Source organism: Pseudomonas sp. A014 (assembly GCF_052378495.1).
In the GTDB taxonomy this organism is placed as follows: Bacteria; Pseudomonadota; Gammaproteobacteria; order Pseudomonadales; family Pseudomonadaceae; genus Aquipseudomonas; species Aquipseudomonas machongensis.
The window spans coordinates 3,316,727-3,334,769 of record NZ_CP199001.1; the positions used below are offsets into that span (position 1 = coordinate 3,316,727).

Annotated in this window: 18 protein-coding genes; 5 read left to right on the plus strand and 13 right to left on the minus strand. The window is 66.3% G+C overall.

The window, feature by feature from the left end; translation table 11 throughout:
• The first annotated feature begins 44 nt into the window (after positions 1 to 44).
• The gene (locus ACTYOL_RS15050) at positions 45 to 512 is read left to right on the plus strand and encodes a RidA family protein (RefSeq protein WP_444756515.1); all 468 of its coding nucleotides are present in this window, start codon (positions 45 to 47) and stop codon (positions 510 to 512) included.
• Positions 513 to 538: 26 nt separating this feature from the next.
• On the opposite strand, the gene ACTYOL_RS15055 is transcribed toward ACTYOL_RS15050, so the two are convergent.
• On the minus strand, positions 539 to 1,018 hold the full coding sequence (locus tag ACTYOL_RS15055; protein WP_063545179.1) for an isochorismatase family protein: 480 nt from the start codon (positions 1,016 to 1,018) through the stop codon (positions 539 to 541).
• A gap of 182 nt (positions 1,019 to 1,200) precedes the next feature.
• Between ACTYOL_RS15055 and ACTYOL_RS15060 the strand changes: the two genes are divergently transcribed.
• Positions 1,201 to 1,554, plus strand: a complete 354-nt coding sequence (locus tag ACTYOL_RS15060; RefSeq protein ID WP_153773887.1) for a VOC family protein — start codon at positions 1,201 to 1,203, stop codon at positions 1,552 to 1,554.
• A 6-nt stretch (positions 1,555 to 1,560) separates the two neighbouring features.
• On the opposite strand, the gene ACTYOL_RS15065 is transcribed toward ACTYOL_RS15060, so the two are convergent.
• Complete coding sequence (locus ACTYOL_RS15065; RefSeq protein ID WP_063545181.1) at positions 1,561 to 2,343, minus strand: SDR family oxidoreductase; 783 nt, start codon at positions 2,341 to 2,343, stop codon at positions 1,561 to 1,563.
• 68 nt (positions 2,344 to 2,411) lie between these two features.
• Between ACTYOL_RS15065 and ACTYOL_RS15070 the strand changes: the two genes are divergently transcribed.
• Positions 2,412 to 3,326 (plus strand): LysR family transcriptional regulator, encoded by a 915-nt coding sequence (locus tag ACTYOL_RS15070; RefSeq protein ID WP_063545182.1) that lies wholly within the window; start codon positions 2,412 to 2,414, stop codon positions 3,324 to 3,326.
• A 134-nt stretch (positions 3,327 to 3,460) separates the two neighbouring features.
• Here the strand turns inward: ACTYOL_RS15070 and ACTYOL_RS15075 are convergent, their stop codons facing one another.
• Entirely contained in the window at positions 3,461 to 3,772 is a 312-nt protein-coding gene (locus ACTYOL_RS15075) for a c-type cytochrome (RefSeq protein ID WP_197890981.1), read from the minus strand.
• A gap of 113 nt (positions 3,773 to 3,885) precedes the next feature.
• On the opposite strand from ACTYOL_RS15075, the gene ACTYOL_RS15080 reads away from it, so the two are divergent.
• Positions 3,886 to 4,779 carry a LysR substrate-binding domain-containing protein gene (locus tag ACTYOL_RS15080; protein WP_054891476.1) on the plus strand — a complete coding sequence of 298 codons (894 nt, stop codon included), beginning with the start codon at positions 3,886 to 3,888 and terminating at the stop codon, positions 4,777 to 4,779.
• A 109-nt stretch (positions 4,780 to 4,888) separates the two neighbouring features.
• Positions 4,889 to 5,593, plus strand: coding sequence for an SDR family oxidoreductase (locus ACTYOL_RS15085; protein ID WP_153773891.1), 705 nt, complete (start codon positions 4,889 to 4,891; stop codon positions 5,591 to 5,593).
• Between the two features lie 15 nt (positions 5,594 to 5,608).
• Here the strand turns inward: ACTYOL_RS15085 and ACTYOL_RS15090 are convergent, their stop codons facing one another.
• The 10 genes from ACTYOL_RS15090 to ACTYOL_RS15135 all read right to left on the minus strand — a co-directional run bounded on the left by ACTYOL_RS15090 (position 5,609) and on the right by ACTYOL_RS15135 (position 17,650).
• Entirely contained in the window at positions 5,609 to 6,553 is a 945-nt protein-coding gene (locus ACTYOL_RS15090) for an ABC transporter substrate-binding protein (protein WP_200603940.1), read from the minus strand.
• 164 nt (positions 6,554 to 6,717) lie between these two features.
• Entirely contained in the window at positions 6,718 to 7,554 is an 837-nt protein-coding gene (locus ACTYOL_RS15095; RefSeq protein WP_234465228.1) for a hypothetical protein, read from the minus strand.
• A gap of 126 nt (positions 7,555 to 7,680) precedes the next feature.
• The gene (proP, locus tag ACTYOL_RS15100) at positions 7,681 to 9,180 is read right to left on the minus strand and encodes a glycine betaine/L-proline transporter ProP (RefSeq protein WP_054891480.1); all 1,500 of its coding nucleotides are present in this window, start codon (positions 9,178 to 9,180) and stop codon (positions 7,681 to 7,683) included.
• A 206-nt stretch (positions 9,181 to 9,386) separates the two neighbouring features.
• Entirely contained in the window at positions 9,387 to 11,171 is a 1,785-nt protein-coding gene (locus tag ACTYOL_RS15105) for a dipeptide ABC transporter ATP-binding protein (RefSeq protein ID WP_444756516.1), read from the minus strand.
• A complete protein-coding gene (locus tag ACTYOL_RS15110) occupies positions 11,168 to 11,995 on the minus strand; it encodes an ABC transporter permease (RefSeq protein ID WP_063545196.1) in 828 nt (275 codons plus the stop codon). The genes ACTYOL_RS15105 and ACTYOL_RS15110 overlap by 4 nt, the downstream gene beginning before the upstream one ends.
• Complete coding sequence (locus tag ACTYOL_RS15115) at positions 11,988 to 13,067, minus strand: ABC transporter permease (protein WP_444756517.1); 1,080 nt, start codon at positions 13,065 to 13,067, stop codon at positions 11,988 to 11,990. The genes ACTYOL_RS15110 and ACTYOL_RS15115 overlap by 8 nt, the downstream gene beginning before the upstream one ends.
• A complete protein-coding gene (locus ACTYOL_RS15120) occupies positions 13,060 to 14,628 on the minus strand; it encodes an ABC transporter substrate-binding protein (RefSeq protein WP_444756518.1) in 1,569 nt (522 codons plus the stop codon). The genes ACTYOL_RS15115 and ACTYOL_RS15120 overlap by 8 nt, the downstream gene beginning before the upstream one ends.
• Positions 14,629 to 14,638: 10 nt before the next feature.
• Complete coding sequence (locus ACTYOL_RS15125) at positions 14,639 to 15,826, minus strand: LLM class flavin-dependent oxidoreductase (protein WP_444756519.1); 1,188 nt, start codon at positions 15,824 to 15,826, stop codon at positions 14,639 to 14,641.
• Between the two features lie 30 nt (positions 15,827 to 15,856).
• On the minus strand, positions 15,857 to 16,579 hold the full coding sequence (locus ACTYOL_RS15130) for a class II aldolase/adducin family protein (RefSeq protein WP_063545200.1): 723 nt from the start codon (positions 16,577 to 16,579) through the stop codon (positions 15,857 to 15,859).
• Positions 16,580 to 16,594: 15 nt separating this feature from the next.
• Positions 16,595 to 17,650, minus strand: coding sequence for an ABC transporter substrate-binding protein (locus ACTYOL_RS15135; protein ID WP_414155622.1), 1,056 nt, complete (start codon positions 17,648 to 17,650; stop codon positions 16,595 to 16,597).
• Positions 17,651 to 18,043: the final 393 nt, after the last annotated feature.

Genomic DNA, 18,043 nt, shown 5'->3' on the forward strand with positions numbered 1-18,043 from the left:
GATTAGGCTTGGCCATCGCCTCGATCACACTGGGAGCACTACCGATGTCCAGAAACGACCGCTATGAAGCCGCTCTGCAGGCGCTGGGTTATTCGTTCGATGGCCCGCTGAAGATCGGCGGCGACTACGTGCCGGTGCTGCACTTGGGCGACCAGGTGTACATCAGTGGGCAAATCCCGCGGGTCAACGACACCGTGGTGCACCCGGGGCGGGTGGGCGAGGACGTCAGCCTCGCCGAGGCGCAGACTGCCGCCAAGATCAGCGCCCTGCGCTGCCTGAAGCTGCTGAGCGAAAGCCTGGGCTCGCTGGACGCGGTCAAGGGTATCGCGCGGATCAATGTATTCGTGCAGTCGGCGGTAGACTTCACCCAGCAGAGCGAAGTGGCCAACGGCGCGTCGGCGATCCTGCATGAAGTGCTGGGCGACGCCGGCAAGCATACCCGCACCTCGGTGGGGGTGTATCAGTTGCCGAAGAATGCCGCGGTGGAGATTGACCTGATCGCGGTGGTGTAGGTGCAAGGGGCTGGCGTGCAGCCCCTTCAGCCTTGCAGCCCCTCGACCACCTGCGCCACCGTGGTCACCTGGCGAAAGTGATGGGTCCACAGCTCGATACCCAACTTGCCCGAGCGGTCCAGTGAAGAGCCCACCGTCAGGTCAGTGATCAAGGTCGGGTTCAGCCCGGCATCGAACAGCGCAAAGCCGGCGGCCAGTACGCAGGTTTCGGTCTGCAGGCCGCAGACCAGCACACGCTCCACCCCCAGTCGCTTGAGGTAGTCGATGGCCTCGGCGGTCTGCCCGTAGCCGTGCTTGACGAACACTTCGTCTGCCTCGATCAGGCTCTCGTCCTCGCGCGCCGGATGCCAGCCAAGCTGCTGCTGGAACGGCGTGACCTGCTCGTCGTGCAACTCGACCGAGGCGATGGCGGGGAGTTTCGCGGCCAACGCGCGGATTCCGTCGATCAGCCACTCAGGAGGGCTGAAGGTGGACTGGACATCGACGATAAGCAAAGCCTGCCGCATGGGGTTCTCCGGGGGACGACATGGGCCGCGGAGTATATCGTCCGTGGACGATCGTTGCAGGCCCTGGAGCTTGAGCAAGCCACGAGCAGGTGAGCCGGCGATACGCTGGGAGAGACCGTGATCAAGCCTCTGCGCTTGCGCTGATGCGCTAGACTGCGCGCTCCATCACGCAAGGAGGCCACATGGGTATTCGCGGGCAGGATCGACAGATCGACAACATCGAGTTCAACGTCACCGACATCGGCCGCAGCAAGGCGTTCTATGGCGCAGTGTTCGGCTGGTCCTTCACCGACTACGGCCCCACCTATACCGAGTTCTCCGATGGCCGCCTGAGCGGCGGCTTCACCACCGGCGAAGCGGTACGACCGGGTGGCCCGCTGGTCATCCTCTACGCCGACGACCTTGAAGCCACCCAGCGACGTGCAGAAGCAGCAGGCGCGCGCATCAGCCGCGCCACCTTCGCCTTCCCTGGCGGCCGGCGCTTCCACTTCATCGACCCGGACGGCTACGAACTGGCCGTGTGGACCGCCTCATGACGCGGTTCAAGCGGTAGGGACGGTGCCCCCATCCACCACGAACTCGGTGCCGGTCACCGCCGCAGCTGCTGGCGAGGCCACGAAGCCGATGACGTTGGCCACCTCCTTCGGGCTGGCGGGCCGACCCAGGGGGATGCCGCCCAAGGCCTGCATGATGATGCGCTTGCCGCCCTCGTAGTCGGTGCCCGCCTCGCTGGCCAGGCGCTCGGCCAGGGCTACCGAGGCCTCGGTCTCGATCCAGCCGGGCGCGACCCGCACCACGCGTACGCCCTTGGGTGCGACTTCCTTGGACAGGCTCTTGCTGTAGGTCGACAGCGCCGCCTTGGCCGCCGCATAGGCGGTGGTGGCTTCCGGCAGCGGCAGTTGGTGCTGGATCGAGGTGACGTGAACGATCACCCCGCCGCCCTGCGCCAGCATGCCGGGCAGCAAGACCCGATCCAGACGCACGGCGGGCAGCAGGTTGAGGTCCAGCTCCTGTTGCCAATGCGCCTCGCCCAAGGCGGCAAAGCCCCCGGCCGGTGCGCTGGAACCGCCCAGCACATGAACGATGACATCGACACCGCCCAGCTGCCGCTCGACCTCGCCCGCCAACTGCTCGCACCCCTCGAGGGTGGTCAGATCGGCTTTGACGAACGACGCCTGAGGGGCATCGACGGGCGCTGTGCGCGCGCAGGTCAGTACACGGGCGCCCAGCTCGAGGAACAGCTCGACCGTGGCCTTGCCCAGGCCTTTGGTGCCAGCGGTGACCAGTACGCGCTTGCCACGCAGGGTCTCTGACGGATGACTCATGGATATTCTCCGGTGGTAGCAACCTGGGTTGCGGATAGAATCGTGTTTTTGTCCGAACGAGCCGAACCATGGAGCGCGTCAGCCTCAACGACCTCGATGCCGTCCTCGCCATCGCCCGGCGCGCCAGTTTTCGCGCGGCGGCCATCGACCTGGGGATGTCCACCACTGCCCTGAGCAACGCCATCGGCAAGCTCGAGGCGAACCTTGGCGTGCGCCTGTTCAACCGCACCACGCGCAGCGTGTCCCTGACCGATGCCGGGCGCCTGTTCGTCGAGCACGTCGCCCCGGCGTTGGGCGAGGTGCAAGGCGCCCTGGAAGTGGTGCGCGCCCAGCGCGATCAGCCCAGTGGCATGCTGCGCATCAACGCTGCGGCCTTCGCCGCACGCGAGATCATCGGCCCCCTGGTACTGGAGTTCTTGCGGCGCTATCCGCAGATGCAGGTGGACCTTGTCACCGAGGGGCGCCTGGTGGACATCGTCGCCGATGGTTTCGACCTGGGCGTGCGAGTCGCCGACCTGGTGCCCAGCGACATGATCAGCCTTTCCCTCGGCCGGCCGCAGCGCTATGCCGTGGTCGCCTCCGCCGCCTACCTGGCCGCGCGGGGCACGCCAAGGCTGCCGGCCGACCTGCAGCGCCACAGTTGCGTCCGCGTGCGCTTGCCGGATGGCGCGCTGTTCCGCTGGCGCTTCGCCAACGGCAACAGCGCGCAGCAGATCGACGTGCAGGGCCCCATCACCCTGGATGAGGCCAGCCTGGCACGTGCTGCCGTCATGGCTGGCGTGGGCCTTGGCTACTTCATGGAACAGGACGTGCGCGAGGACATCGCGGCCGGGCGCCTGGTGCGTGTGCTGGACGACTGGACGCCACCGTTGCCGGGGCTGTGCCTGTACTACGCCGGGCGGCGCAATCCCTCGGCAGGCATGACCGCGTTTCTCGCACTGGCCCGGGAAGTGGCGGAGCAGGCGTGCCGCGAGGGCACGTGAGACAGGGACTTGCTGCATGGGCGGACGGCCTCGCCGGGTGTCGGTGAGGCACAGGTTATGCGTTCAGGTCCGTCGCGATAAGCAGGACAGATCAGGATGATTCATTGCGAATTTCAGGATAGTGAACCCAGCTTTCAATGCTGTTCGAGAATCCACTGGGTAATGGCCTGCAAATCTTCCTCGCGGGCTTGCGACTGTGGCGGCATCGGCACCACTCCCCATTGCCCCCGGCTGCCCTGTCGGACGCTTTGCACCAACTGCCCGGCGTCCTTGCTGCCGTCGCGATAACGCGCAGCAATCTCTCGCCAGGACGGACCCACGGCCCGCGCATCCAATTGGTGGCAAGCGCTGCAGGCGTAGCGCTGCATCACGGTGGGCGGCTCGGCGAACACCCGAACACTGGCGAACAGCAGCAGCCCGGCTGCAATCACGGCACCTCGAGACATGGGCATGGTCCTGAAAACGATGGGGCGTCGAGGGTACCGGTTACACCGATCCTGCAACAGAGCAGGCTGCGCAAACTGTTATCCTCCAGCGATCCCCACCAGCAGGCACGACCATGACCGAAGGCCCGACCGCCCTCCCCCCGCTCAATGCCCTGCGCGTGTTCGAGGTTGTCTCGCGCCATCTGAATTTCCGCCTGGCGGCCGAGGAGCTGGGTGTCACCCAGGCAGCCGTGGCCCAGCAGGTACGGGGGCTGGAGGCGAGCCTGGGCATCAGGCTGTTCGAACGCTTGCCACGTGGCCTGCGCCTGACCGATGCGGGGCTGGGCTACAGCCACAGTATCCGCAACGCCTTGGCCCTGATCGGCGAAGCCACTGCGGCACTGCGCCCGGACAACCGTCACCTCACCGTCAGCGTCACCCCGACCTTCGCCTCGAAATGGCTGATCCCCCGGCTGAGTTCGTTCACCGAGGCCCATGGCGAGATCGACCTGCGGGTGCTGGCCACCGATCGCCTGTCGCGCTTCCAGGCCGACGGCGTGGATCTTGCCGTGCGCTACGGCCACCCGCCCTTCGGCGCAGGGCTCAACACCGAACTGCTGCTCAGGCAGCGGGTGGTCGCGGTGGCCAGCCCCGCACTGCTGGCGCAGTGGGGTAAACCGCACAGCCTCGAGCAGTTGCAGCATTTTCTGCTGCTGCACGATGCGCATAATTTCTGGCCCGAGTTCATCACCCAGCTGTTCGGCCAGCCGACCCAGCCGATGCCGAAGAACGTACGCTTCAACCAGACCTCGCTGGCCATCGAGGCCGCCGTGGCCGGGCAAGGGCTGGCGCTGTCCAGCGAACTGTTCGTGCAGGAAGACCTGCAGGCCGGGCGGCTGGTGCAGGTATTCGAGCAGGCGCTGGAGATGGACAAGCACTTCTACCTGGTCTGGCCCCGCAAGGGCAGCACACCGACCGCACTGGACGTGGTTCGCGGCTGGCTGCTGGAGCAGGTGGAAGCCCTCTGAGGCAATAGATTTTCTACTGAATCGACAAACCCCTGCTGCCTCCCTGCCAGCGGTGCACGGGTGCTAGGCTGACCCCCTCACATCAGCCAAGCATTGCATTGGAGGTCACATGTCAGTAGAAAAAGTAGCGATCATTACCGCCGGCGGTAGCGGCATGGGTGCAGCGGCGGCACGGCGCCTGGCCGCAGACGGGTTCAAGGTGGCAATCCTGTCTTCATCGGGCAAGGGCGAGGCCCTGGCCAACGAACTGGGCGGCATCGGCGTGACCGGCAGCAACCAGTCCAACGATGACCTGCAACGCCTGGTCGACACCGTGCTGGAGAAATGGGGGCGCATCGATGTGCTGGTCAACAGCGCAGGCCACGGCCCGCGTGCGCCGATCCTGGAAATCAGCGACGACGACTGGCACAAGGGCATGGACACCTATCTGCTCAATGTCATCCGCCCGACCCGCCTGGTCACCCCGACCATGCAGAAACAGCAAGGTGGCGTGATCATCAACATCTCCACCGCCTGGGCCTTCGAGCCCAGCGACCTGTTCCCGACCTCGGCCGTGTTCCGTGCCGGCCTTGCAGCCTTCAGCAAGATCTTCGCCGATACCTACGCCAAGGATAACGTGCGGATCAACAACGTTCTGCCCGGCTGGATCGACAGCCTGCCGGCCACCGAGCAACGCCGCGACAGCGTGCCGCTCAAGCGCTACGGCAAGAGCGAGGAAATCGCCGCGACCATCGCCTTCCTGGCCAGCGAAGGCGCGGCCTACATCACCGGGCAGAACATCAAGGTCGATGGTGGACTGACCCGAGGGGTGTGAACCTCGCCGCATGCCTCACTCGGCAGGTACGCTGAAATCCTTGGCGAAGGTTGGGGCAACGTCCAGCCGTTGCGTCATCAGGCCATGGGCGTGGTAGAAGTCGGCGGTCTCCTGCTGTTGGGCCACGGTGTGCTCATCGATGCCTTGCCAGTGCAGCTTGCGCCGCTCGAACTGCAACCGCGCGGCCTCTTCGGGAAAACCGATGATCGCCGCGAGGGACTTGGAATAGCTGTCCAGGTGCTGGTTGGCCCACACCTGGGCGCCAGCCAGGCGCTTGAGGTAGTCCTGCAAGGCCGCATGTCGCGCAGGGTCTTGCAGCGCCTGGTCGGTGACCGCCAGGAAGCTGTTGCCGCTGGACAGGCCGCGACCGTTCACCAGCACCCTGCCCTGCCCGCTGGTCTCGGCCAGCGCAGTGTAAGGCTCCCAGGTCGCCCAGGCGTCCACCGAGCCGTTGGCCAGGGCGATCTTGGCGTCCACCGGCCCTAGAAAGCGAAACTCCACGTCCTTCTCACTCAGGCCGGCCTGCTCCAGAGCCTTGAGCGCAATGTGGTGGCCGATCGACCCGCGGCCGGTGGCGATGCGCTTGCCCTTGAGGTCGGCGCCACTGCGCAGGGGCGACTCCGGGCGCACCAGCACCGCGGTTCCGTAGGGGTCGGACTTGTCCACCGCGATGGCCTTGACCGGCGCCCCGGAGGCGAGCACGAACAGCAGCGGGGCATCGCCGATGATGCCTGCATCGATGGCGCCTGCGTTGAGCGCCTCGGCAAGTGGCGCGGCGGCCGGAAACTCTGCCCAGTGGATGTCGTAGGGCAGGTCGCGCAGTGCGTCGGCAGCCTCGAGCTGGGCGCGCATGTTGCCCTTCTGGTCACCGACGCGCAGCGTGAGGCGCTCGGCGGCAAAGGCCTGGGTTGCCAGCAGCAGGCTGGCGGCAATCAACAGTAGGCGGGAACGGATCGGCATGGAGCTCCTCGGGAAGGTACGTGCGTTGGAGCACTGACTGTACCGAGTCGCCATAGATAAATTAAATTGATTTTAGGAATAACCTAATATGCAAATTAATTTAGATTCCAAATCCCGGCAGGGACGAGCCGCCATGACGCAAGCCCGTCTCTGCTGGGCTCGGCTCAGTCCTTGGCCCTGTGCAGCAGGCTGTCGAAGCGCTTGCCGTCGATCAGGTAGGTCAGGCGCGCCTGGCCGTTTTCCAGCGGTTCCAGGGTCATGGGCGTATTGGTCTTGTGGTAGGGATGGCGGAACAGCGCCGGCTTCTCGGTGTAGGCGTAGCTGTTGAAGGCCAGGGCATCGCCCGTCCAGCGCACGTTGTTGTACAGGTAGCGCCAGTTCTCGTCCGGGCGGTGATAGAGGTAGACGCCACTGGCGTCACGAACGACCTCGATCTGCACCGCGCCGGCCTTGCTCGCCCACTTGCCGATATAGCGTTCGAGCCCCGCATGGCCTGCTGGTACTGCCGGCGCCGGGGCGAAGTCACTTGCCTGGAACGGGGTTCGCCGTGCCGCCTCACCCTTGGCATCGACGTACAGGTCACATAGCGGCGCCACCTGGTCGACCTTGCGGTAGAGGAAGGTGAGCTGGGCATCGGCGACTGGCATGCTCAACATCATGACCGTCGGGGCAAAACCCAATACCTTCAGGTCGAACGCACGCGCCTCGGACTGAACGTGGATCGAACTGCCGTCCTCCGCGACCTTGTAGTCGGAAATCTCGACGGCCTGGGTCTTGGGCTCGGCGCAGTTGAACGGGTGCAGTAGCACCTTGCCGTCGGCCTTGTATTCGGCGACGTTGGCGATACCACTCTTGAGCGGCATCATCGCCCAGATACCGACGATCGCACTTTTGTCGGTGCGCAGGGAAACCTTGTCCTTGCTCGGCGCGTGGCCGGCACAGCCGCCCAGGAACAGGGCGCTCAGGGCGAGAGGGAGTAGCGGTTTGAACACGATGATCATCCATGGTTGGTCGAAGGCAGCCGCCCTGCGCCCGAGGTGTCTGGCTGGAGGCGGCTGGCCATCATCGCATGAAACGCTTTCGTATCACCTTAATAAGCCCACGCGCGTACGGCATCGCGCGGGGCCTCATTCGATCCGCGGATGCTGCTGCACCAGCACCTTGCGCTTGGCCTCGAGCTCGGCGATCTGCTCGTCGATGTCCTCGATCTTCTGCTCGATGGTGTCGTGGTGCTCCTGCAGCAGTTCCTTGGCTTCTTCCAGGTCCGAGGCCGCAGGCGCCGCTCCGCGCAGGGGCTTGTTGGCGGTCTCTTTCATGGTCAGCCCGGTGAGCAGGCCGATCACGGCGATGACCATCAGGTAGTAGGCCGGCATGTACAGGTTGTCGGTGCTTTCCACCAACCAGGCGGCGATGGTCGGGGTGAGGCCGGCGATCAGCACCGAGATGTTGAAGGCGCTGGCCAGGGCGCTGTAGCGGATGTGAGTGGGGAACATCGCCGGCAGGGTCGAGGCCATCACGCCGATGAAGAAGTTCAGCAGCACCGCCAGGATCAGCAGCCCGGCAAAGATCACCCCGAGGCTGCCGCTGTTGATCAGCATGAACGCCGGGATCGCCAGGACGAACAGGCCGACGCTGCCCACCACGATGAACGGGCGACGCCCGACCTTGTCGCTGAGGAAGCCGATCACCGGCTGCACGAACAGCATGCCGACCATGATCGCGATGATGATCAGCACGCCGTGGTCTTCACTGTAGTGCAGGTTGTGCGACAGGTAGCTGGGCATGTAGGTGAGCAGCATGTAGTAGGTGACGTTGGTCGCGATCACCACACCAATGCAGGTCAGCAGGCTGCGCCAGTGCTTGGTGGCGACCTCCTTGAACGACACCTTCGGCCCCGAGGCCAGGCCTTCGCGATCACCCTGCTCGAGCTTGTCGACATGCTGCTGGAAGGCTGGCGTCTCCTCCAGGGCGTGGCGCAGGTAAAGGCCGATGATGCCCAGCGGCAACGCGACGAGGAACGGCAGGCGCCAGCCCCAGTCGAGGAATTGCTCCTCGCCGACGATGGCCGAGATCATCACCACCATGCCGGCACCGAGCACGAAGCCTGCGATCGAGCCGAAGTCCAGCCAACTGCCGAGGAAGCCGCGCTTGCGGTCAGGGGCGTATTCGGCGACGAAGATCGAGGCACCGGTGTATTCGCCGCCGACCGAGAAGCCCTGGGCCATCTTGGCCAGCAACAGCAGGATCGGCGCCCAGATGCCAATCGAGGCATAGGACGGTATCAGGCCGATGGCGAAGGTGCTCAGCGACATGATGACGATGGTCGCCGCCAGGACTTTCTGGCGGCCATAGCGATCCCCCAGGGCACCGAAGAACAGCCCTCCCAGCGGGCGGATCAGGAAAGGGACCGAGAAGGTTGCCAGGGCCGCGATCATCTGCACGCTGGGCGAGGCGTTGGGGAAGAACACCTTGCCCAACGCATAGGCGACGAAGCCGTAGACGCCGAAGTCGAACCACTCCATGGCGTTGCCGAGCGCTGCGGCAGTGATCGCCTTGCGCATCTTGGCGTCGTCAACGATGGTGATGTCTTTCAAGCCGATCGGCTTGACTCTCTTGCGTGATTTCATAAGTGCTTACTCTGTAGCTGACCTGTCGTGACAATCCGCTGTCCCCGGGGCAGATCGGGCGGGCGAACAGTTTTCGGCCACGCAGCCAAAGCAATAGTGGCAACGGGCCCTATGGGGTCAGATACAAATGGACACTAAATAATTCCGCGCTTGATGATTTTTTCCTGAAGTCCGCTACGACAGAGGTGAGCCGGTACCGCGGCAGGTCAGGGGTGCAAACGCGGCGAATGTGCGAGCAATGTCTGGGTGTACCCCTGCTGAGGTCGCTCGAACACCGCGTCCACCGCGCCCTGCTCCACCACCCTGCCCCGATTCAACACCAGCACCCGGTCGGCAATCGCACGCACCACGCCCAGGTCGTGGGTGACGAACAGCACGGTCAGTCCCTCGCCCTGCAAACGCCGCAGCAGCGCCAGGATCGACGCCTGGACCGACACATCCAGTGCCGAAGTGATCTCGTCGCACACCAGCAGCCGAGGTTCGCACACCAGCGCCCGGGCAATCGCCACGCGCTGGCGCTCGCCGCCCGAAAGGCTGTGCGGATACAGGCCAGCCACCCGTGCCGGCAGCGATACCCGCTCGAGCACCGCCTCGACCCGACGTCTGGCTTCGTCGCCGCGAATACCGAAGAAATGCGCCAACGGCGCGCTCAGGGTCTGCAACACCGTCTGCCGAGGATTCAACGCCCGGTAGGGGTTCTGGAAGATGTACTGGATCTGATGGCGCAACCCGGCATCACGCTGGCGGGCGGCAAAGGGCAGCGGCTGTCCGGCGTAGCGCAGGTGCCCCTGCACGTTCTCGCCAAGCCCGGCAATGGCCCGCGCCAGGCTGGTCTTGCCCGAGCCGGACTCACCGACCAACGCCAGGCACTCGCCCTGCCCCACCTGCAGCGAAACGTCGAACAGCACCTGGCGGTCGTAGGCTACGTCCAGACCCTGGACCTCGAGCAGCGGCGCCGCAGTGAGCGCTTCGACGGGCCCCTCGCCCGCTGCGCTATCGATCAAGACCAGCGGCTCTTGATGCGGCACCAGGCAGGCGACCTGCTGCTCGCGGCCCAGGCGCACCAGCGCGGGCTCCAGCACCACGCATTGCGCCTGCCGCCGCGCACAACGCGGCGCGAAGGCACAACCCTCAGGCCTCTGCCCGGGTGCCGGGGCATGACCGCCGATGGCTTGCAACGGCTGACGCCGCGCAACATCCGGGATCGCCCCAAGCAGCGCACGCGTATAGGGATGGGCTGGCGCCGCGAACAACGCCTCGCGCGCGGCGACCTCGACCAGGCGCCCCGCATACATGACCATCACCCGGTCCACCAGGTCGCGCACCACGGCCAGGTCATGGGTGACGTACAGCGCCGCCACGCCGTGGCTGCGGCACAGGTCTTTGAGGGTGCCGAGCACATGGGCCTGGGTAGTGACGTCCAGCGCCGTGGTCGGCTCGTCGAGCACGATCAAGCGCGGCCGCAGGACGAACGCCAGGGCCAGCATCACCCGTTGTTGCTGCCCGCCGGACAGCTGGTGCGGGAAACGGCGCAGGAATCCGGCGTCAGACGGCAGCCCGACCTCCTCGAGCGTCGTGGCGATGCGCTGTTGCAGGGCCTCGCGGGCCAGGCGCGGCTGATGGGCCAGCACGGTTTCGCGTAGCAGCCCACCGATGCGCAGCGCCGGGTTCAAGGCCGTGGCCGGGTCCTGGGCAACATAGCCGACCAGCCCACCACGAGCCAGGCGCAATGCCTCGCCTTCGAGCTCCAGCAGCGAGTGACCGGCGACCTCGACACGCCCGGCAACGATCCGCGCGCCCTGGCGGGCATGACGCAGCAAGGCCGTCGCCAGGGTGGTCTTGCCCGAACCGGATTCGCCGACCAGCCCGACGATCTCCCCTGCCGCCAGGCTGAACGACACGCCCGACAGCACCTCCACCCGACCGGCCAGTTCCACCCGCAGGTCGCTGACCCGCAGCACTTCGGCGACGCTCTGCACGACCGCATTCATGGTTGTTTCTCCCCGATCCGCGCACTGGCGCGACCAATGCCTTCGGCCAGGATATTGGTGCCATAGGCGAACACGCCGATCAGCAACGCCGGGGCCAGCACGGCCCAGGGCTGCACCAGCAGGCCGGCCTGGTTCTCGTTGATCATCAGGCCCCAGTCGGCGGCCGGCGGTGCCACCCCGTATCCGAGGAAACCCAGGCCCGAGAGCATGCCCACGGCCCAGGTCAGCATGTTGCCGAAATGCACCAGCAGCGGCGTGAGAATGTTCGGCAGGATCTCCCTGAACAGGATGCGCCAGCGCGAATAGCCCATCATCTGCGCCGCCTCGACGAACTCCTGCCCGGCCACCGCCACCGCGCTGCCGCGCGCCAGGCGGATCACCCCAGGGGTGAAGGCGATGGCCACGGTGAGCACGATCAGCCAAGGCGCACGCCCCAGCATCGACACGATCAGCAGCACCAGGATCAGGTCGGGAAATGCCAGCGAAACATCCGCCGCCCAACTGATCGCCTGGTCCAGGCGTCGCCGCGAAAAACCCGCCAGCAGGCCCAGGCTGCCACCGGCCAGCAGCGCGAGGGTCGCAGCCGCCACTGACATCCACAGGACCGAGAGCCCGCCGCTGAGCAGCCGCGAGAGCAGGTCATGCCCCAGGAAATCATGGCCCAGCGGCGCACCGGCCGCCGGTGGGCCGTACACCGGGCCGACCATGGCCGTCGGTGCATGCGGTGCGAGCCAGGGGCCCAGCAGCGCCAACCCGGCCACCAGCAAAGTGATGAAGGCACCACGGCGGATCTGCCGATCGGCATGCCAAGGGGTATCAATCATGGTTCGCCTCCTGGGCAGGTACGCTGCGCGAGCGGCGCCACCAGGGCAGGATGCCGCGGCGGTTGCGCCGGATCATCCGCACCCGGCGCGCGGTACGCAGCTTGGGGGTCAGCAGCACGGTGAGCAGGTCCGCGAGCAGGTTGATCAGCACCACCGCCAAGGTGATGACCAGGACGATGCCCTGGATCATCGGCAGGTCGCGCATCTGGATCGCCGCATTGAGTGCCGTGCCGATACCGGGATAGCTGAAGATCACCTCGGCCAGTAGCCCACCGCCAACCAAGGTGCGCAGGGTCAGGGCCACGCCCTGGATCGCTGGAGTCAGCGCGTTGGGCAAGGTATGCCGCCAGACGATGCGCCGCTCGGGAATGCCGCGCAGGCGCGCAGCGATCACATAGTCCGACTCCAGCGCTTCGATCATCGCGGCGCGCACCATGCGTGTCAGGTAGGGCAAGGCCGAAAGCCCCAGGGCAATCACCGGCAGCACCAGGTACTGCAGTTGCGCCCACAATGGCCGCTGCGGATCGAGGATCGACACTGCCGGCAGCCAGCCCATGCCGGGCATGGAGAACAGCAGCACCAGGCCGATGGCCAGGAGAAATCCGGGCGTGGCCTTGAACAGGATCAGCGCCGACAGGCCGAAGCGGTCCAGGCGGCTGTCGCGCCGCAGCGCCAGGGCCACGCCCAGTAGCAGCGCCAGCGGCACCACCAGCACGAGCACACCGGCCAACAGCGCCAGGGTGTGGCCGAGGCGGCCGAACAACAGGTCGGCCACCGGCACCTGGGAGTCCAGCGAAATGCCCAGGTCGCCGCGTAGTGCGGCGCCGAGCCAGCGCAGGTATTGCACCAGGATCGGCTGGTCCAGCCCCAGTTGCCGCTGCAGGGTGAGGATGCTTTCCAGTGGCGCGTCCGGGCCAAGGATCACCCGCGCCGGGTCCGAGGGCAGCGCCTGGGTGGCAATGAACACCACCAGGCTGATGACCCAGGCGGTGAGCAGGCCGTAACCCAGGCGGCCGATGAACCACGACAGCCAGGCCGGCGTGCGCGGTGTGCAGTGATGAGGATCAGGCATGGTTCAACCACAACTCGTCGAAGCGCCAGGAGGCGAAGGTGGTCTGCTCCGGGGTGAGCCCGCCGACCTGTGCGCTGGCGGCATCGAGCACATCACTGAAGCCCCAGATCAGCAGGCCACCGCGCGCGTGCTGGATCGCCTGGGCCTCGTGCACCAGGGCCTTGCGTCGGGCAAGGTCGGGCTCGGCCAAGGCCTGGCCGAACAGTTCGCTGAAGCGCGGATCGTGGAAGTTGCTGCGGTTGTAGATTGCCTGCGGTGCATCATTGTGCAGCGCCGAGGCCAGAAAACCGCGCGCTGGCGTCGAGCCTGGCGACAGTTGCCAGTGCTCGCGCTGCGGCCCGTTGAATACCGAGCCATCGACCTGGGTGACCTTGACCTGAACCCCCGCCCTCTGCGCCTGCTGCGCGAACACCAAGGCGGCGTTCACCCCAGGGCCTGCAGGCGTGGTCAGCTCAAGGCGCAGGTCGCTGTGGCCGGCCTGGCGCAGCAGTGCGCGGGCCTGATCCAGATCGTACGGGCGCTGGGGCAGGTCATGGTTGTAGGTAGGATCGTGCGGCGCATACAGATCGTTGGCCACTCGACCGAAGCCGTTGAGCCCGCGGGCCACCAGTTCCTGACGATCGGCGAGCAAGCGCAGAGCCTGGCGCACGCGCACATCCTGCAACGGCGCCTTGGCCAGGTTGAGGTTGAAGCCACTGAACGAGGTGGTGGGCGACACATACAGGCGCAGGCGCGGGTCGGCCTTGAGCAATGCGCTGTGTTCGGCCTGCACGCCGCTGGCGACGTCGATCTGCCCGGCGCGCAGCGCGGCGGCGCGCGAGACCTGGTCCTTGAATTCGATGATCTCCAGTTCATCGGTGTAGGGGCGCTCGGGCTTGTAGTAGTTCTCGAAGCGGGTGTAAAGCGAGCGTTGCCCGGGGATGAAGCTCTTGAGCCGATAGGGCCCGGCGCCCACCGGATTGGTGACCGGGTGATAGTCGGTGGGCACGATGCCGCCAAAGCTGATCAGGGTTTCATCCAGCGGATAGAAGCTCTGGCCGCCCTTGAAACGGATTTCAAGGGTGCGCTCGTCGACCTTGCGCAGGGCATCGCGGTCGATGGCACCGACCAGCCCGGCATAGGGCGAGGCCAGCTTCGGGTCGGTCAGGCGCAGGATCGAGAACAGCATGTCGTCGGCGGTGATGCTCTTGCCGTGGTGGAACTCCAGCCCCGGCTTCAAGCGGATGGTCCAGACACTGGCATCGCGGTTGGGCTCGGCGAACTCGGCCAGGGCCAGGCGCGTGCTGACATCGGGGTTCCATTCCCAGAACTTGGCATAGAGCGCCCAGCCGCGAATGATCCCGCCGCCCACCGGCTTGTGGGCGTCGAGGTTGCCTGCCTGGTCACCGTCGATGATCCCGACCCGCAGGCGACCGCCGCGTACCGGCGCCCCCGGCAGTGCACCACCAACCGCCGCTGGCTGGCCGGCATCGCAGCCACCGAGCAGGCTGCCGCCAAGCAACAGGCCACCACCGACCGCCAGGCTGTTGCCGAGAAAGACCCGGCGGGAAAACTCAGTCATCGCTCAGTCCTCATGCCGGTTGCGCCACCGCCGCCTGGCGTGCGGCGCCCAGGCGCGGCACTTCGAAGCCGTGGTCCAGGTCCAGCAACGGGAACAGCAGGTCGGCGACCCGCTGCGCTTCATCGATCAGCGGGAAGCCGGAAAGGATGAAGGCCGACGTGCCGTGCGCCTCATACTCGCGGATACGCTCGGCGACCTGCTCGGCGCTGCCCACCAGGTACGTGCCGGCCGCTGGGCCAAGAATGTTGAAGCCGAACAGGCTCGGGCCGAGCCAGACGTTGGGGTGAATCTCCAGCTCCCGCGCGCTCGGCAGGCGCCCGGCACGAATGCTGTCGAGGTTGCGCTGGATGCGTGGGTCGTCACTGACGAAGCTTTCCAGGGTCTGCCCCGGCGGCAACTGGCGCTCGATGGAGGCCCGCGCAGTGGCCAGCGACGTGCGTTGCAGCAGTCGTTCGGCGTGGGCCCAGGCCTCTTCCTCGGTTTCGCGCACGATCACCTGCAGGCGCGTGCCATAGGTGAGTTCGCGGCCGATCTTCGCCGCTTCGGCGGCCACGCGGCGGAACTTGTCCCCCAGCCTTTGCGGGGTATCGGCAAAGCTCAGGTAGACGTCGAGCAACTGCACCGAATGGGCCACTCCAGGCGACGAGGTGCCAGCGCCCCACAGCGGGATGCCCGGTTTTTGCTTGGGTGGATGCCAGCCGCCCAGCGGGTGGCTGGCCGCTGCCGGCGAGCGCGGCGAGAGCTTGACGTAACGCCCTTGGTAGCCTGCCGTTTCGCCCGCATAGAAACCCTGGAACGCGCGCCAGTACTCCAGGCTGAAGTCGTAGCGCTCATCGTGCGGGTAATGCACGCCCAAGGTCGCCAGGCCCGCATCGTTGCCATTGACCACGTTGAACAGCAGACGGCCATTGGAAAACTGGTCGAAGGTCAGCGCCCACTTGGCCAACACCGCAGGCGACAGCTCGCCGGGGTGCTGGGCCACCAGAAAACGCAAGCGCTCGGTGGCATCGATCAGCGCAGCCGACACCGCCAGGCTTTCGTTCGGGCTCGAGCCCAGCAACGCGCCATAGTAGCCAAGACGGTCGGCCGCCACGGCCAGTTGCTTGAGGTGCTGGAAATCGGTGTTCCAGCGCCCCTGGGGCTCCCAGGGATAGGGGCCGTCGGGGGTGGTGAGGTACCAGAGGATCTTGACCGCCATGGGCGTGCTCCTTGCGAGAAAGTGAAGGGCTCAGTTGCGACGATCGATGCCCGGCACCAGGCCCAGCTCGGTGGCGCGCTCGTACAGACCGCTCATCTTCCACTGCTGGGTCAGCACCCCTGGCCCATAGGGACGTGAGCCACCGAGCGCGTCGGCCAGCAACTGGATCTGCGCGCCCTCCTCCAGCAGCAGGATGAACTCGGCGGTGGCGCGCAGGCCCTGCTTGCCCCATACCGTAGCGCCGCCGTTGGCCTCCAGGATCGCCAGGTTGAAGGGGTTCTCGGCGATCTTGTCGAGGATGAAGTCCACCTCGGCCTGGCGCCGGTCGATGTAGACCGGCAGCTCGCGGGCCAACTGGTAGCGCTGCACCGGCACGTAGTGGAACGGCAAGGTGCGGTGGGTCTGGGCCCAGGCGCCGAGGTAGGGGCTGTGCACGTGAGACACGGTGGTGACATCGGCGTGGGTCTGGAACAGCTTGGTGTAGCGGCCCAGCCCGCCCTTGGCCTTGCCGCGAACCACATTGCCGGCGAAGTCGCTGACACTGGCCTGCAGCGGCTGGTGGCGCTTCCACGGCCCGCCATAGTTCACCGACACCAGCAGCTCCTGGCCAGGCACCCGCTCGATGAAGCCGACGGTGCCATTGGCGGTGATGGTGTGGGTTTCACGGAACACGGTGAAGGCCGCTTCGGCCTCGGCCACCACTTGGTCGACGAAGGTGTCCAGGTCGATTTGCTCGTTGATCAGTACGGTCATCTCAGGTCTCCGGTATCAGGCGCGGCGCTGGGCCAGCAATTCATGGGCAGCTTGCAGGGGGCGATGGTCGACCCAGTCGGCGAGGTCGAAGTCGCGTTCGAGGAAGCCATGCAGGTTGAGAAAGGTCTTCTGCACGTCCAGGTAGTCCAGGCGTTGCGCCGAGAGGTCCGGCGCCAGGGTGGTGTGGAAATCGCCGCGGTACGCCTCGGCCACGCCCTGGCTGCCGGCGCGGGTTTCCTCCTCGAGAATGGCGTTGAGCGCATCGCGGTTGCCTGCAGCCCATTGGGCGGCACGCAGGGTCTGGGCGAGAAAGCGCACCACCAGATCGAAGTGATCGTCGAGCAGGCTCTGGTGCACGGTGATCGGCCTTGGCGTGCCGTTGTTGATGCGGTGGCGCGGATCAGGCAGTGCGTCGAGGTCGACACCGACTACCAGGCCCAGGCGCCGCGCGGCATCAGCGGCGGCTGCGCCCTTGACGTACACCGCATCCACCTCGCCGCGGGCCAGGTAATCAAGGCCCGACCACAGGCGCTGCAGGCCCAGTTGCGGAGTTTCGGCCCGAGTCTGGTCGAGCAGCGCCACCTCTTTGAGGTGTACGTCGTCCAGGCTCAGGCCGGCCGAGGCCAGGGCCCCCTTGTAGCCATGCAGGCTCATGGCCCGAGCGATGCTGCCGGGGCGATTGTCGCCCCAGGCCGGCAGTGCCAGGCGCTTGCCGCGCAGGTCGGCGGCGCTGCGAATGCCCGAGTCGGGGCGTACCAGGATGGTCTGCCATTCCTCGATCCAGGTCAGGCCGATCAGCCGGCTCGGTGCACCGGCAGCACGAGCCGCCAGCGCCGGCAGGTTGCCGCCTTCGCGAAACAGCCCGGGGAGTTGGTGATCATAGTGATGCTGGCCGAGCTGACGGGCCTCCTGCAGGGTTTCCACCGGCAGGCCGTCGGCGGCGAATTCTTCGTTTAGCCAGCCGAGCTTGTAGGCGATACCCGAAGCGGTCGGGACGGGGCAGCGCGTGAACCAGATGCGCTCCAGACGCGTGTCGGCGGCTGGCAGTACAGGGGCAGTGGCGAGGGTCATGGGGTCGCTCCTTGAGGGTCGTGACAGCGCTATTGCAGCGCCCGTGCCAACGGCTGCAGGCCGCGAATCTCGGGGCCCAGGCCAGGGCGTCGGGGGGACGGGTGCTGGTTGGCGGGCAGGATTGCGGGGTGAGTGCTGCCAGATCAGCAGTGGCCGGGATAGAGGTGTTGCTGGGGCAGCAACAGACGTTGTGAGTAGAGCTGTAAGCCTTGTGCCGCAGGGGTTTCAGCGGTGTGGCAAAGAAGTTGCTCTAGGTCTGGCAGAGCGTGGGGCCGCTGCGCGACCCATCGCGGGACAAGCCCGCTCCCACAGGAACCCCAGCGTCGTTGGAAGCGGCGCCGTACCTGTGGGAGCGGGCTTGTCCCGCGATGAACTGCGCAGCGGCCCCCAGAC